The following is a 13,481-nucleotide window of genomic DNA, read 5'->3' on the forward strand; positions in this document are numbered from 1 at the left end:
CACAAGAGCTTTTTGAGAGATCGGATCGCTTGCATCCATATGTCCGGCCTGTTGAGTGCGATGGATTAGATCGCTGGCCAAGATGGTTTGCGCGATGCGGGTTCCAAACAACCCGGCGACCTGCTGGCGGCCAATGGGTCCCACGGAATGTCTCGCATCGTTGCTCGATCGATCGCTCCATCTGCTCCTGCAGCTCCGGGTCGGCCGGCGAGCGAGCCCGCCGGTCGGCCAATCTGTTAGGCGGCCCCTGCCGCAGCGGCATTCAACCGCGCCGCATCGTAACTCTCTCCCGTCACCATGAGCTTCCAGGCGATGCGGGCCACCTTGTTGGCGAGCGCCACGGCCGCAAGCTTCGGCGGCTTGCGCGCAATCAGCGCCAGCAGCCAACGTGAGTGTTGGCCGCGGCCTCGTCGGGCCTGCTGGATCACGGCCGTGGCCCCGATCACGAGCAGCCGCCTCAAGTCCTCGTCGCCCGCCCGGGTGATCTTGCCAAGCCTGGTCTTGCCGGCAGTGGAATGGTCCTTGGGCGTCAATCCCACCCAGGCCGCAAAGTGACGACCGGAGCGGAACGCCCGCGGATCCGGCGTCTTCATCACCAGCGCGGTGGCAACGATCGGACCGACCGAGGGGATCTGCGCCAAACGCCGGCCCATGGCATCGCCACGGTGCCAGGCATCAGCCTGGCTTCGATCGCCTCCAGCTCGCTCTCGAGCTTGGCGCATTCGCGGCCCAGCACGACAAACAGCTCGCGCGCCAGGACAGGAAGCGTCTCGTCCTGCGCAATCTGCGCCAGCAACGGCTCGATCTTGTCCAGCCCCTTGGGCGCAATCAGGCCAAACTCCGCCGCATGGCCGCGGATCGTATTGGTCAGCTGAGTGCGCCGGGCGATCAGCCCGTCGCGGATGCCCGTCAGCATCAATGCGGCTTGCTGCTCGGCGCTCTTCACCGGCACGAACCGCATGGTCGGTCGGCTCATCGCCTCGCAAAGCCCTTCCGCGTCCCGCCCGTCGTTCTTGTTCCGCGACACGTAGGGCTTCACCAGTTGCGGCGCCATCAGCTTCACCTCGTGGCCGAGCTGGCGAAGCTCCCGCGCCCAATGTTGCGAAGCCCCGCAGGCCTCCATCCCGATCACGGTCGGCGGCAACTTGGCGAAGAACTCCGCCACCTGCTTGCGCGACAGCTTCTTGCGCAAGACCGGCTGCTCCGCCGCATCAACCCCATGCAGCACGAAAATATACTTCGACGTATCCATTCCAATGCGGATAATCTGGTTCACGGGCGGCTCCTGCGAATGAGTTTCTGACAACCTCATTCTGGCACACTGATGCCGTAGGGGGCCGTCCACCCCATCAACCCCATGAAGGAGTTACCGCGCGAGATTCCCTCTCCGAGTCTTCGTCAAACTGCTCCCTGTGGGGTATGGGTCCCGGCCCCCCGTGCGCAATTGCGCACTAGGCCGGGACGACCCGTGGAGAGTTTAGCGCTTAGTGCCTGAAGTGCCGCGTCCCCGTGAACACCATGGCGATGCCGTGTTCGTCGGCGGCCTTGATCACCTCATCGTCGCGCATTGAGCCGCCGGGCTGCACCACGGCGGTGGCGCCGGCTTCGATGCAGGCGAGCATGCCGTCGGCGAACGGGAAGAACGCATCCGACGCCACGACCGAGCCCTTGGTGAGGGGCGCGGCGAGCTTCAGCTCGTTGGCTGCATCCTGGGCTTTTCGCGCCGCGATCCGCGCTGAATCCACCCGGCTCATCTGGCCTGCGCCGATGCCGACGGTGGCGAGATCCTTGGCGTAGATGATGGTGTTGGACTTGACGTGCTTTGCGACGCGGAACGCGAATTTCAGGTCGCGCATCTCCGCATCCGTCGGCGCACGCCTGGTCACGACCTTGAAAGTCATGTCGTCGACCACGGCGTTGTCGCGGCTCTGCACGAGAAGGCCGCCCGCGACCGTCTTGGCGGTCAGGCCCGGCGCACGCGGATCGGGCAGGCTGCCTGCAAGCAGCAGGCGCAGATTCTTGCGCGCACCGATGATGGCGATCGCTTCCTCGCTGGCGTCGGGGGCGATGATCACTTCGGTGAAGATTTTTGTGATCTCGCGCGCGGTGTCGGCGTCGAGCGGGCGGTTCATCGCAATGATGCCACCATAAGCGGAGGTGGAATCGCAGGCCAGCGCCTTTCGATAGGCGTTGACGAGGTCGGAGCCCTCCGCGACGCCGCAGGGGTTGGCGTGCTTGACGATGACGCAGGCAGCGGTGCGTTTCGCGTCGAACTCGCCGATGCATTCATAGGCCGCATCGGTGTCGTTGATGTTGTTGTAGGAGAGCTCCTTGCCCTGCAACTGCCGTGCGGTGGAGACGCCCGGACGTTTGTCGGGCGTCGCATAGAATGCCGCGGTCTGGTGCGGGTTCTCGCCGTAGCGCAGCGACTGGATCAATTTGCCGCCGAAGGCGCGGAAGTCAGGCGCGTCGATCTCGAGCTGCCGGTTGAACCAGTTCGAGATTGCGGCATCATAGGCCGCGGTACGCGCATAGGCCTTTGCAGCGAGCCGCCGGCGCAAGCCAAGCGTCGTCGCGCCCTTGTTTGCGGCGAGCTCATCGAGCACGGCCTGATAGTCCTGCGCCTCGACAACGACGGCAACGTCGTCATGGTTCTTCGCGGCGGCGCGGATCATCGCGGGGCCGCCGATGTCGATGTTCTCGATGCAATCCTCGAAGCCTGCGCCCTTCTCGACCGTCGCTTCGAACGGATAGAGGTTGACGACAAGAAGATCGATCGGCGCGATGCCATGCGTCTTCATCGCCGAGGCATGTTCGGCATTGTCGCGAATCGCGAGCAGGCCGCCATGTACCTTCGGATGCAGTGTCTTGACGCGGCCGTCCATCATCTCGGGAAAGCCGGTCAGCTCGGAGACGTCTTTTACCTTGAGGCCGGCGGCGGCGATCGCCTTGGCGGTGCCGCCGGTCGAGACCAGCTCGACGCCATGGGCGCCAAGCGCCTGGGCGAATTCGATCAGGCCGGCTTTGTCGGAAACAGAAAGCAGAGCGCGGGTGACGCGGCGGGGATGGTCAGTCATGAGCAAGATCCTCTGTCTTAAGGAGTGTCTATGCCCAGGCGCGCGGCAGCTATGTCCCGCGCTTCCCGATGGTGCTCCATCCAAGGTCGCCAGTTGCGCGAGCGAGCGCTCGATAGCAGCTTTTCGCGCTGTTCTCAACGACTAGATATGACCAACCCGCACCGGTTTACAGCGGAAGTTCCGGCTCGCGCCGGGCGTTGCGGCGGGCATTGGTGACGGTCGGCGAGGCGGTCGAGCGCACAAAGCTCCAGCGGATCGAGGGCGCCTGGCGGGCGTCCTGCCGGATCACGATCTGCGCGGTGCGGCGGGGCCCGTCATTTCCCGCCAGGAACACGCTGTCCTCGAGATCGACCTTGTCGTCGAGCGCCTCGAAGGTCCAGACGTCGCGGTTGGGCAGCACCAGCATGACGCCGCGGGCGTCCGACAGCCGGCTCGCCTTCACCGCCGGATGCAGATGGAAGCGCAGCGCGAAATCGGCATCACTGCCCTTGAGCCGCGCGCCTTGTGGCGGCGACAGCGTGTCCTCGCCGTCGATCCGCGCGCCGTCATTGGCGACCATCAGCACGCGACGATGGATCGCACCGAACTTGGCCATGTAGCCGTCATGCGACGTCGTGAGCAGCGTGCCGTTCTGCACGATCTCGCGATAGCTCTCGACCTCGACGGGCCCGCTGACGACGAGCGCGCCATGCAGCAGCCGCTTTATCGCCGACATCTCGACGAACTGGCAGAATGAAGTGTCGTGATAGGTTAGCGTCGAATGCGCAGGCGTCCCGCGCGCGAACGGCCGCCAGTTGTCGCGCCCCGTCGTCGGCATGCCGCAATTGGTGACGATGCGGCTGATGCCGGAGGATAGTTCGAACGACAGGCAACCGGCATGGGCGTCGTGGCTGACGCCCGCCGGCGGCGGCGGGCCGGTGTCGATGATCAGCGTGGTCTGGCCGGCGTCGAGACGCTGGAAGCCGGTATGCGGCATGTTCGCCATCGGCGCGCCGTGGGTGTCGTCATAGGCGAGCAGCGTGGCGAGCAGGTCCGAAGGCGTTGCGCTCATGCCGTTGAACAGCGCGAAATTGCCGTCGCCGTGCCGGAAGAAGCGCAGCATCGGCATCATGCGGTCGATCGCGTTGAGAAGTGCGGGCGGCGGCGCGATGTTGCGCGCGGCAAAGGTCTGCCGCAACGGCAGCAGGTCGATCAGGAGCTCGATCAGCGCGCCCGGGTTGCGTGAGATGTGGCCGCCGTCGGGCAGGATCTGCCGCTGCAGCTCGTCCGAGAGCTTTTTCGAGGCACTGCGGATGTGCTTCGCCTGGTTGGCGAGGCACAGTGCCGTGTAGCACAGCGCGATCAGCACCTGGAGCTTCGGCACCCCGTCGGGGATGTTGAGCATGGTGTAGCGGAGGAAGCGGATCTCGCGCGCCAGCGCGCGCAGATAGCGGCGGTAGAACTTGTTGTCGGTGTCGTTGAGCACCAGCGGCGCCTGCGACAGCAGCGAGATCACGCGCCGCGCCAGCACGTCGGCGCGGCGTGCGACGGGACGGCGCTTGTTGGCGGGGTTGGCGATCCAGTCCTCGACCAGTGCGCGCGCATTCGCCCGCGTCAGCGCGGTATCGGCGGCGCGCAAGTGTCGCAGCCAGCCGAACCCGAGCAGCGCGACTTCCCAATCCTCCGACGGCGGCTCGAGATCGAAGATCGAGCGTCCGTGGCAGTTGACGATCTTGCCGGCGAAGACGAAGCGGCCGGCATAGATCTCGGCGGCGCGAGTCGCGTCCGCCGTGCGCAGATCGTGCGGTGCGATTATCAGCCGGTCGGTGCGGCCCGGCCAGACCCGCGACAGGGCCACGGAGCCGCCGCTCGCGCGCGCGAGCATGTTCCGCGCGAAGCGGTTCATGACCAGCGTCGAGATACGTCTGCGTTGAGCGACCGACACGCCTTGCCTTGTAGGGGGAGAGGATTCCGACGAATCCTTATTAATCCCAAAAACGGCCGTCTGACACCACCTTGAAAGGACGCGAATCAGCGTCGCGGCAGCAAAATCCGGTGCAAAATCAGGATTTAACGAGCCGGGCCGCGAAGAATCCGTCGAGCCCGCCGAGCTTTGGATCGGCGTTCGGCAGATGGCTGGGCAGGGTGCGCAGGTCGCCGTCGGAAGTGATGATCTCGGAGAGCCCTGAGACCTCGGACGCTTCGATCGGCACTCGCCGAAGCGCAGGCTCTGCGGCCAGCAGCGCGGCGATGGCCTGCTCGCCCTCTTCGGGTTCCAGCGAACAGGTGCAGTAGACCAGCGTTCCGCCCGGCTTGAGCAGCGAGACGGATTTTTGCAGCAGCCGCTGCTGGAGCGTGGTCAGCGCGGCGATGTCGGACTCCTGCCGGAGCCACGCCACGTCGGGGTGACGACGAATCGTGCCGGTCGAGGTGCAGGGCGCATCGATCAGGATACCGTCGAGGCCGTCCGCCGGGCCGGCCCATTCCACGGCGTCGGCGACGACAGTCTCGGCCTGGAGCGACAAGCGCGCCAGATTTTCGCGCAGCCGCGCCACCCGGGCGGGCGAGCGGTCGATCGCCGTGACATGCGCGCCGGCCTGCGCCAGTTGCGCGGTCTTGCCGCCGGGGGCGGCGCAGAGATCGGCGATCGATTTGCCGGCGATGTCGCCGAACAGCCGGGCCGGCAGCGCGGCGGCGGCGTCCTGCACCCACCATTGTCCCTCGGCGAAGCCGGGCAGCATGGTCACCGCGCCGTGCAGCACGGTGCGCACCGATCCGGTCGGCAGCACCTCGCCATGCAGCCGGCTCGCCCATTGCGTGGCGTCCGACTTCACGGTCAGATCGAGCGAAGGCTCGTGGCCGAGCGCGAGTGCCATATCCCTTGCGACTGTCTCGCCGTAATGCGCGCTCCAGCGCGCGAGCAGCCAGGGCGGCAGGTCCAGCGACTGCGCGGCAACCTCCTCCACCAGCGCCTTGCCCTCACGCGCGCAACGGCGCAGCACGGCGTTGACGAGGCCGGCATAGCGCGCGGCGCGGCGGTCGGATTGCACGAGGCGAACGGAGAGGTCGACGGCGGCGTGGTCGGGTACGTCCATCCAGAGAATCTGGGCGGCGCCGATCAGAAGCGCGCTCTGCGCACGCGGCGCATCAGATGGAATGCCCTTGTCGAGCAGGCGAGAGAGCACGTGGCCGAGCGTGCCCAGCCGGCGCAGGATGGTCGCAACCAGGCGCCGCATCAGCGCGCGGTCGCGGTCGGCGAGCGTCTTCAGTCCGGGATGGGCGCCGGCGCCATCGAGCTGTTCGTCGAGCGTGCGGCGCTTGTGCAGCACACCGTCGACGATGTCGGCGGCGATCCGCCGTGCCGCGAGACCGGGCACTTCGGACGGAGGAGCGAAACGTTGAGATGGCATGCGGCTTAAGGTTCTTAGCGAGCGGCAGTTCCGCCGAAGGGGCGCATGCCTTAACAGCCCAGCTGTGGCACGCGAATATGCCGAATGTAAGAATGGCCTCCGGCTTTTTCATCCCCCCGGAACGAACTTAGGAAATGCGTTATTGGACGTCGCGCGGCGGGTCGTCCTGCGCTAGAAAGGCGGACAATGAGTGACCAGCCTCCCGTTCCCGATCGCAAGCCATTGCCGCCGGCCGCCCAGCGTGCGCTCGCCGAAGCCGAGGCGCGGCGAGAGGCTGCCGCGGCCCAAGCCAAGGCGGCACCGAAGGAGCTTCAGGGACCGAAGGGACCGGAGCCAACCCGCTACGGTGACTGGGAGCGCAAGGGCATCGCCTCCGACTTTTGAGCCCTCTGCTGGCCGACCGAGTCGGTCCGCGACCAGCCGCTACAGATAGCGATGCTCCTGCAAGTAACGGATGATGTGCTCGCAGGCCGCTTCGGTCGAGAGCTCCGAGGTGTCGATTGTGATCTCCGGCGCCTGCGGCGTCTCGTAGGGATGGTCGATCCCGGTGAAGGCCAGCAGTTCTCCTGCCCGCGCCTTGCGATAGAGGCCCTTGGGATCGCGGCGCTCGCATTCGGCCAGCGGGGTCGCGACATGGATCTCGATGAATTCGCCCGCCTCGACCCGGTGCCGCGCCATCTCGCGCACGCTGCGGAACGGCGAGATCAGCGCGACCAGTGCGATCATGCCGGCGTCGACGAACAGCGCCGCGATCTCCGCGGCGCGCCGGACGTTCTCTATCCTCTCCGCGCTGGAAAAGCCGAGGTCGCGATTGATGCCGTGACGGAGATTGTCGCCGTCGAGCAGTGCGGCATGGCGTCCGAGCTCGGCGAGCCGCCGGTCGACGAGATCGGCGATTGTCGATTTGCCGGCGCCGCTCAGGCCCGTGAACCAGAGTATGCAGGGCCGCTGCTGCTTGAGCCGCGCCCGCACGGACTTGTCGACGGAGAGCCGCTGCCGATGAACGTTGGTGGCACGGCGCAGCGAAAGGTTGATCATTCCCGCCGCGGCGGTACGGTGGCTGATCGGATCAATGAGGATGAAGCTGCCCATCTCGCGATCGTCACGATAAGCCTCGAAAACCAGCGGGCGGTCGAGATTGAGGTGGACGTAGCCGATTTGGTTTGCATCCAGCGTCGTGGCGCTTTCCTGCGCCATGGTGTCGATGGCGATGCGGTGCTTGAGCGTCGAGATCACCGCGCCGGTCGAGGCCGCGCCGCATTTGAGCATGTAGCGCCAGCCCGCGATCATGGCGTCGTCATCGAACCAGACGAGATGGGCCGCCAGTTGATCCGAAACCTGCGGCGCGGGTCCCGCCGTCAGCACGTCGCCGCGGCTGACGTCGATCTCGTCGGTGAGCGTGAGCGTCACCGACTCGCCCGCGTTGGCGCAATCGCGCTCGCCGCCGGGCGTGAGAATGCGCGCGACGTGGGTGAGACGGCCCGACGGCTGCACGCTGACCGCCTCGCCGGTCGCAATCGTACCGCTGGCGATCCGTCCGCAAAAGCCGCGAAACTCCGCATGCGGCCGGTTGACCCATTGCACCGGCAGCCGGAACGGCCGCTGCGAGATGTCGCCGGCCACGTCCACCGATTCCAGATACGCCGTGACGGTCGGCCCCGTGTACCAGGGCATGCGCGCGCTCGCGGCGACGATGTTGTCGCCGTCAGGCGCCACGACGGGGATGCATTGGACCCGGGAGATTCCGAGCTGACCCGCCAGGGTCAGGTATTCGGCGGTAATGGCCGCATAGCGGTCCCCGTCAAAACCGATCAGATCCATCTTGTTCACGGCGAGGACGACGTGGCGTACTCCCAGAAGCGACAGGATGTGGCTGTGGCGCCGGGTCTGCGTGATCAGGCCCTTACGCGCGTCGACCAGCACCACGGCGAGATTCGCGTTGGACGCGCCGGTTGCCATGTTGCGCGTATACTGCGCATGTCCCGGCGTGTCGGCGACGATGAACCGTCGCAGCGGAGTGGCGAAGAACCGGTAGGCGACATCGATCGTGATGCCCTGCTCGCGCTCGGCCTGCAAGCCGTCGACCAGAAGCGCGAAATCGAGATTGCCGCCGGTGGTGCCGGCGGTCTTGCTCTCGGAGGCCAGCGCGTCCAGCTGGTCGTCGAGCAGCGTCTTGGAGTCGTAGAGCAGGCGGCCGACCAACGTGCTCTTGCCGTCGTCGACGCTGCCGCAAGTGACGAAACGCAGCGTCGGCCTGTCGTCCTGCTCCAGCCGCGGCGCATCGATCGCCGCGATCGTGGGTGCCTCGTGATAGGACATCAGAAGTAGCCTTCCGCTTTCTTGCGCTCCATCGACGCCGGACTGTCCCGGTCGATCATGCGTCCCTGCCGTTCGGAGATGCGTGAGGCCATCATCTCCCGCACGATCTCCGGCACGGTTGCCGCCGTCGAAATCGTTGCGCCGGTGAGGGGATAGCAGCCCAGGGTGCGGAACCTGACCGAGCGCCATCGCGGCGCTTCGTCGAAGCGCAGCGGCATCCGTTCGTCGTCCACCATGATCAGCGTGCCGTCGCGCTCGACCACTGGGCGCGGCGCGGCCAGATAGAGCGGAACGATCGGGATGTTCTCGAGCAGGATGTAGTCCCAGACGTCGAGCTCGGTCCAGTTCGACAGCGGAAACACCCGCATGCTGTCGCCAGGCGCGAGCAGTGTATTGTAGAGACTCCACAATTCCGGCCGCTGGTTTTTCGGATCCCAGCGATGCGCCGCGCTCCGGTGCGAAAAGATGCGCTCCTTGGCGCGCGACTTCTCCTCGTCGCGCCGGGCGCCTCCGATCGCGGCGTCGAAGCCGTGGAGGTCCAGCGCCTGTCGCAACGCCTGCGTCTTCATGACGTCGGTGTAGCGGGCCGAGCCGTGGCTGAAGGGATCGATACCCTGGCTCCGGCCCCCGTCATTGACATGGACGATCAGATCGAGGTCGAGCTCGCGCGCGCGGCGGTCGCGAAACGCGATCATCTCGCGGAACTTCCAGGTCGTATCGATGTGCAGCAGCGGAAACGGCGGCTTGCCGGGATGAAACGCCTTCATCGCGAGGTGCAGCAGCACCGAAGAGTCCTTGCCGATCGAATACAGCATCACCGGTTTGCGAAACTCGGCCGCCGTCTCTCGCAGGATGTGAATGCTTTCCGCTTCCAGGCGCCGAAGATGGCTGGTGGTGCTGCGGACCTGCTCAGTCCTTTCCGGGAGGGCAGGCTCGGCGATCGTGGGAATGTCCAGCATGGTGATCACGCGGCCGCAGCGAACCAATCGCCGAACAAGCGCGCCGACGTCGCCGCGCTCAGGTCGAGATCGCGAGCGCACGCCGTGACCGAGGCGCGATAGGCATCATTGAGCCCGCAGCGCTCCAGAATGTTCATCTGGGTTTCGCTCAGCGAGGCCGTTGCGCGGCGCTGGTAGCGATAGGCGGTATCGGAGGTGTGCAGATTGGGCACCTTGTAGATCGTCGCTTCGCTCGGGAAGATGACGCGCGCGTTGTTCACCTGCGTTTGTCCTGGCTCCCGCCAGGACGTCACGGCATTTTCGGTAAAGCTGGTCGAAAGACCAAGGCGGTCGAACAAGGTACGAACCGACGATATGGCCTCCTTGCTCACCTCATAAACGTAGTGAGTGACCGGAACGCCCTGTTGCTTCGCGTAGCTTGCCACCCGAACCGCGCTGAGCGCGGCGATGACATAATGCTGCAGCAACGTACTTTCCGGCGCGCGAGAAATCAGCTTCTCGAGCCATGACGCTAGGGCGCTTGCCGGCTCGCGATCGAGCATGATGAGGTGCAGTCGGTGCCGCGGATAACCTGCTTCGATCAATAGCTGTAGCGGGTTGAACAGACTCTCGGCGGGCACGTAGGGCCCGATCGTCTCCTTGCTGAAGATACTCGGCTCATCGGTCGCTGACGGCACGATCCAGGGCGTCAGCGATTGGCCGACGAGCGCATCGCGCAGGATGGCCTTCAGCGGCTGATAATATGAGGGCATCCCGGTCATGCCGAACAGGTTGCTCAGGGCTGTCGATCCGACCCGGGCCTTGCCGCATGCGAAATAAAGCATCGGGAAGTCTTGCGCCGGGCGATGCCGGAAGTCCTCGGCAAGGCACTCCGTTACTTCGCGCATCAACGTTTCGAGCGTGACGGTTCTGGTCTGGAATTCGCCAACTGGCGAAAGCGGCATGATGTCAAGGGAACCGTGCTGCTGCCGAACCAGGTCGGCGATTCGTTCGAGCGAATCGGCTGAGGTCACGTCGATGTTCATGTCGGGAAGCTCGCTGGAGCAGGTTCCGCAAGCGCAGTTGCTCGCGAGTTCATCTCCAACCTATAGTTGCCGGAGATGCCGGTCAAACCCGTGTGATCCCGGGGGGGCTGTGCAGTCGGGCGAGCGAGCACCGAAGATGTGCTCGCCGCTTTGTTGGCGGGCTCAGGCGGCGCGCACAGTGTGGAGGAATTTCTCGACCTCCGCCTTCAAGAGACCGCTTTCGCTGGACAGCGAGCGCGCCGATGCCAGCACTTGTGCTGAAGCCGAGCCGGTGGCGCTGGCACCGTGACTGACCTGGGCGATCTTGTCGGCGACCTCGACCGTTCCCTTCGCGGCTTCGCTGACGTTGCGAGCGATCTCGGACGTCGCAGCACCCTGCTCCTCGATGGTCGCAGCGATGGTCGTCGAGATGTCCGAAATCCTGGCGATGGTCGCGCCGATCTCCTTGATCGCGCCGACGGAGTCCTGCGTCGCGGTCTGCATGCCGGCGATCTGCGCGCCGATTTCCTCGGTCGCTCTCGCGGTCTGGGCCGCGAGCGCCTTGACCTCGCTCGCCACCACGGCAAACCCGCGGCCGGATTCGCCGGCGCGCGCCGCCTCGATGGTGGCGTTCAGCGCCAGAAGGTTGGTCTGTTCGGCTATCGCCGTGATCAATTTCACGACGTCGCCGATCCGGCCCGCAGCCTTGAGCAACTCGTTGATCCGGGCGTCGGTGCGCTCGGCCTGTTTCACCGCCTCGCCGGCGATGCGGCTGGAATCGTGGACCTGCCGGCTGATCTCGACCACCGACGCGCTCATTTCCTCGGCGGCGGACGCCACGGCTCCGACATTGGCGGATGCTTCCTCGGAGGCTGCCGCCACCATTCCGGAGAGCTGTTCGGTCTCTTCCGCGGTCCCCGACAGTGTGCCGGCGGTGGATTCGAGTTGCTGGGAGGCCGCCGACACCGAGTCGATGATGCCGCCGACCGCAGCTTCGAACGCGCCGGCGAGGCTCATCATCTCATCCGTGCGCCGTGCGGCCGCAGCGGCTTCCTGATCCTTCTGCTCGGCCTCCATCTGCTCGATGCGAATCAGATTGTCCTTGAAGGTGTGGGCCGCGCGGGCGTTGTCACCGATTTCGTCGCCGCGGGCGGTGTAGGGAATCTCGACGGCCTTGTTGCCACCGGCGAGTTGCAGGAGCACGTCGCCGATCCGCCGGATCGGCCGGGCGATGCTCAATACCGAAAAGACCGCGGAGCCGATCAACATCAGCACGACGAATACGCCGACGATCAATGCGAAGCTGGCGACACGATCCAGTTCCGCCAGCAACTCGCCTTTGCGTCGCACCGCGAATTCGTTGGCGACGCCCACCAGGTCGTCGATGCGTTTGCTGACTTCCCGGGCCGCCGGGCGCATATGTTCTGAGAGAATGCTCGCCCTCGCCGTTTCGGCCGCGGCCCTGGCGCCGCCAGCGGGCGCGCCGATGACGGCCCGTTGCGCCGCCGCCAGCTCGACGGCACTGGCCAGATAGGCGTCCACGAATTTCTTGGTCTCACGGTAGGCATCCTGTGTGACCTTCCGCGTCGCCCGTTCTGTTGCGGCGTTGATTTCCGTACCGGCCTCAGTCGCCTGGGCGCGGACAATGTCGAGGAGCTTGTCGACCTCTTCGACTGACGGCGCCGAGCCGATCTCGATGGCGGCGAGCTGCGCCCGCGCCATCGCCGTCTGAGTCGCCTGCGCGTTGCTCTTGTTGAGGTAGTTGACGATGACCAGGCGGTTGGATTCCGCGATCGTCCGGTTGCCGAGCATCTGGTTGGCCAGGATGCCGCCGACCAGCAGAACGCTGATGCCGGTGACGATGCCGAGCTTTGTTCCAATGCGAAAATTGAATGACCCCACCGCTATCTCCTTGCGCCGCCGCACATCAGGTAGTCGCAACCAAAGATTGAGATTTAGGTAAGATTCGCGGGTGGCCGTAATAGTACGGCTGATGCATGAGTTCTGCTGGAACAACGGCACCGAATGCCAAAGACGACCATGCTCGCGAGGGCCGGTTTCGATGTGTGCGTTGTGCTTGCCGGTTTCCCCGACTCAGCTCTAGCGTGGCCTGATGCGTTTCCAGGATCGACCCGGTGGCTATCGGCCGCAGTTCGGCGGCTCGCCGTTTGGCCGCCGCTTCGTGCCGTGGATGTTCGTGGTTGGTGTCGTGGTGGCGGTCGTGCTCACCTTTCGCCATGGAGCGAACTGGCCCGTTCCGCATGCAGCCGACGGCCGGCCGCAGGACGCCGAGATCATCCTCCAGCAGGCCGGCAACCCCGACATTCGCCAGACGGTCGACGTCATCCGCACCATCGACGGCGATACCTTCGTTGCGCGCGTGCATCAACGCGATGGCCGCGACCTCGTCGCACGCGTTCGCCTGCGCGGCATCGATGCACCCGAGATGAAAGCCTCCTGCCAGGAAGAATTGGACAAGGCTGAAGCCGCCGCCGCCGCGCTTCGTAACCTGCTCGGCCAGGGCGGCGTCACGATCTACAATCTCGGCCCCGACAAATACGGACGCGTTCTCGCCGACGTTGCGACCAAACGCACCGCCAGCGTCTCGGCCGTGCTGCTCGCAGGCGGCTATGCGCGCAGCTACAATGGCGGCCATCGCGACGGCTGGTGCGCGCGGGGCTGGCGCTTCTGGCAATAAAAAAGCCGCGTCGTTCGACGCGGCTCTCGTTGTCC

Annotated in this window: 9 protein-coding genes, 1 pseudogene and 1 riboswitch; of the genes and pseudogenes, 2 read left to right on the forward strand and 8 right to left on the reverse strand. The window is 65.6% G+C overall.

From position 1 onward, the window contains the following. Nucleotides 1–236: 236 nt before the first annotated feature. From IVB18_RS00260 to IVB18_RS00275, 4 genes and pseudogenes are all read right to left on the reverse strand, one after another. Nucleotides 237–1,276: pseudogene (locus IVB18_RS00260) on the reverse strand (IS110 family transposase). A 208-nt stretch (nt 1,277–1,484) separates the two neighbouring features. Further along, nucleotides 1,485–3,077, reverse strand: a complete 1,593-nt coding sequence (gene purH / locus IVB18_RS00265) for a bifunctional phosphoribosylaminoimidazolecarboxamide formyltransferase/IMP cyclohydrolase (RefSeq protein WP_247987362.1) — start codon at nt 3,075–3,077, stop codon at nt 1,485–1,487. A gap of 25 nt (nt 3,078–3,102) precedes the next feature. After that, nucleotides 3,103–3,184, reverse strand: a riboswitch (ZMP/ZTP riboswitch). 59 nt (nt 3,185–3,243) lie between these two features. Continuing rightward, nucleotides 3,244–4,962, reverse strand: a complete 1,719-nt coding sequence (locus IVB18_RS00270) for a heparinase II/III family protein (protein WP_247991926.1) — start codon at nt 4,960–4,962, stop codon at nt 3,244–3,246. A gap of 157 nt (nt 4,963–5,119) precedes the next feature. Then, entirely contained in the window at nt 5,120–6,466 is a 1,347-nt protein-coding gene (locus tag IVB18_RS00275; protein ID WP_247987363.1) for a transcription antitermination factor NusB, read from the reverse strand. 186 nt (nt 6,467–6,652) lie between these two features. On the opposite strand from IVB18_RS00275, the gene IVB18_RS00280 reads away from it, so the two are divergent. After that, nucleotides 6,653–6,850 carry a DUF1674 domain-containing protein gene (locus IVB18_RS00280; RefSeq protein WP_247987364.1) on the forward strand — a complete coding sequence of 66 codons (198 nt, stop codon included), beginning with the start codon at nt 6,653–6,655 and terminating at the stop codon, nt 6,848–6,850. Between the two features lie 39 nt (nt 6,851–6,889). On the opposite strand, the gene cysC is transcribed toward IVB18_RS00280, so the two are convergent. From cysC to IVB18_RS00300, 4 genes are all read right to left on the reverse strand, one after another. Continuing rightward, nucleotides 6,890–8,785, reverse strand: coding sequence for an adenylyl-sulfate kinase (gene cysC, locus IVB18_RS00285; protein ID WP_247987365.1), 1,896 nt, complete (start codon nt 8,783–8,785; stop codon nt 6,890–6,892). Further along, nucleotides 8,785–9,744: a sulfate adenylyltransferase subunit CysD gene (gene cysD, locus IVB18_RS00290; protein WP_247987366.1), complete on the reverse strand. Its 960-nt coding sequence runs from the start codon at nt 9,742–9,744 to the stop codon at nt 8,785–8,787. The genes cysC and cysD overlap by 1 nt, the downstream gene beginning before the upstream one ends. Nucleotides 9,745–9,749: 5 nt before the next feature. Continuing rightward, nucleotides 9,750–10,769: a sulfotransferase family protein gene (locus IVB18_RS00295; RefSeq protein WP_247987367.1), complete on the reverse strand. Its 1,020-nt coding sequence runs from the start codon at nt 10,767–10,769 to the stop codon at nt 9,750–9,752. Between the two features lie 162 nt (nt 10,770–10,931). After that, entirely contained in the window at nt 10,932–12,650 is a 1,719-nt protein-coding gene (locus IVB18_RS00300) for a methyl-accepting chemotaxis protein (RefSeq protein ID WP_247987368.1), read from the reverse strand. Nucleotides 12,651–12,861: 211 nt separating this feature from the next. Between IVB18_RS00300 and IVB18_RS00305 the strand changes: the two genes are divergently transcribed. After that, nucleotides 12,862–13,446, forward strand: a complete 585-nt coding sequence (locus IVB18_RS00305; protein ID WP_247987369.1) for a thermonuclease family protein — start codon at nt 12,862–12,864, stop codon at nt 13,444–13,446. The last annotated feature ends 35 nt before the right edge of the window (nt 13,447–13,481 follow it).

Source organism: Bradyrhizobium sp. 186 (genome assembly GCF_023101685.1).
In the GTDB taxonomy this organism is placed as follows: domain Bacteria; phylum Pseudomonadota; class Alphaproteobacteria; order Rhizobiales; family Xanthobacteraceae; genus Bradyrhizobium.